At 37.0% G+C, this 1,852-nt stretch carries 3 protein-coding genes; all 3 read left to right on the plus strand.

From position 1 onward, the window contains the following. Positions 1–804: CdiA C-terminal domain-containing protein (locus CLHUN_RS22265; RefSeq protein ID WP_207559200.1), on the plus strand; the 804-nt coding region annotated here is incomplete at its 5' end. A gap of 1 nt (position 805) precedes the next feature. Then, positions 806–1,045 carry a hypothetical protein gene (locus tag CLHUN_RS21455; RefSeq protein WP_080066713.1) on the plus strand — a complete coding sequence of 80 codons (240 nt, stop codon included), beginning with the start codon at positions 806–808 and terminating at the stop codon, positions 1,043–1,045. A gap of 602 nt (positions 1,046–1,647) precedes the next feature. Next, positions 1,648–1,852: RHS repeat domain-containing protein (locus CLHUN_RS21460; protein ID WP_165755829.1), on the plus strand; the 205-nt coding region annotated here is incomplete at its 3' end.

Below are 1,852 nucleotides of genomic sequence, written 5' to 3' on the forward strand. Positions count from 1 at the left end.
AAATATGGAAGTGATACTAAAAAAGCAATTGTAAATATTCAGCAAAATGTACCCCAAAATTATCAAACTTCAGCAATTAATTCGGCTATAGATCAAGCTAAGCCTTCAAATGTTGTTAATAAAAGTACTACAAGTGTTAGGGGGACGGGGAAGACTACAACGTCTCAGGGGGCTAGTAAAACTACGGAAAAAAGCTGGCCAGCAGAGTCTGGAATATATAAGACAAAAGACTTGCCTAAACCGTTGTTAAATGACCCAATAGATGACTACTATGAGCCTATGTATACATTGTATATAACACAAGAGGATATAGATGGGTTTGTGATAGTGACTTCTATGCTTCAACCAGAAATAAAAATGGCTTCAAACGCAATAAAATATTTAGGTTCATTATTTGAGGGAGCGGGTAATGCTACTAAAGGTGCGGGGACACTGACTGGAAGCTTAGATAAATTATCACAAGCTGAAAGGACAATGGTAAATGATTTGTTAAGACAAGGTAAAAATGTAGAAATTGTGCCGAGGTCAAATGTACAGGGTGTTAAAACGCCAGATTTTAAAGTAAATGGAGTTTTAACAGAATTAAAATCTTTAGAGGGAACAAGTCTGAATACACCTGTTACAAGGATACAAAAAGGTTTCGGTCAAGGTGCACAAACTGTAATAATTGATGGTCGTGCAACGGGGCTTACGGCAGAACAAGCTAATACAGTTATCAACAGAATCAATGGAATATATAAAAATGGTGTGCCTGGAAAAATAGAAATTTGGACAAATGAAGGCACAATATTTGGAGGGAAATAATATGGCAAGAATGGAATGCAGATGTGGAGAAGTATTATCAAATTCAACTGTACCAAATAATATTGAATTAAGAGTATATACAGAAAAGGAATGGGACTCCATTATGGAAAGCGATACAATTGAGACATGGAACATTCCTTTGCCTACCTATGATGTTTGGAAATGCCCGAGATGCGAAAGAGTCTATGTTTTTAAAGAAGGATCTGATAAGGCAATAAAAATATATGCTCTGGAGGAGTAATGAATAAATACATATAGAGTTCATTTTCGGTTTGGACTCTTTATGTAACCAATATTAATATTGTTTCTACATGAATTGAGCTATCCGTAAAAAATTATAGATATCAACAATGATATATGCAACCTTGTAGTTGAGCTTTACAGATTCCTTTGAATATTTAAATTTTGGCTATTTTACTATAATCACAGCCACCTGAAAGGTGTACCTTGGATAATTTACAGTTTATGGATTTATAGAATTTTACTGTAAAGACAGAGATATATTGGATAAAGTATATAATAATTGTATATGTAATGGTTTTGAAAAAGTACAGTATAAGTCTATTGCAGATGTTTCAGGAAGGAACCTTGTTGCTTGGTAGTATTTTAATGACCATCTTTTACTGTGCTATGTAATCAACACGATTAGATACAACATCAGTGTACCTATTTGAACACAGGGCATGAGCACGTTTTACCACCCACCCAACACACTTTTGTAATTCCAACCACCTATACCAGAACAGTTACACAGCCGGCACTGCCGGCTGTTGTGCTTTGGCGCAGGACGCTTGCGACCACGTGCCTTTATCCCGCACCAAAATCATAGGAGGTCAGCACAATTTGTTCGGGAAAGTGGCGGAAGGGACGGTCGTGAAATTGCCCTCAAATTCCTTTTCAGTCTTGGAAAGGGTATTCGTTGCCATAAGCTCGGTAACCACAAGCTATACATATAACGAGCAAAACAGGCTGGTATCCACGGTACAGCAGAGCGGAAGAGAAACCGTAACAGAGAAATACAGCTATGACAGCAACGGCAACACCATAT

It is taken from the genome of Ruminiclostridium hungatei (genome assembly GCF_002051585.1).
GTDB classification, from domain to species: Bacteria; Bacillota; Clostridia; order Acetivibrionales; family DSM-1351; genus Ruminiclostridium; species Ruminiclostridium hungatei.

Excerpts from the sequence above, each read along its gene's own strand:
- CLHUN_RS21455 (WP_080066713.1), top strand. The coding sequence starts at position 806 with ATGGCAAGAATGGAATGCAGATGTGGAGAAGTATTATCAAATTCAACT.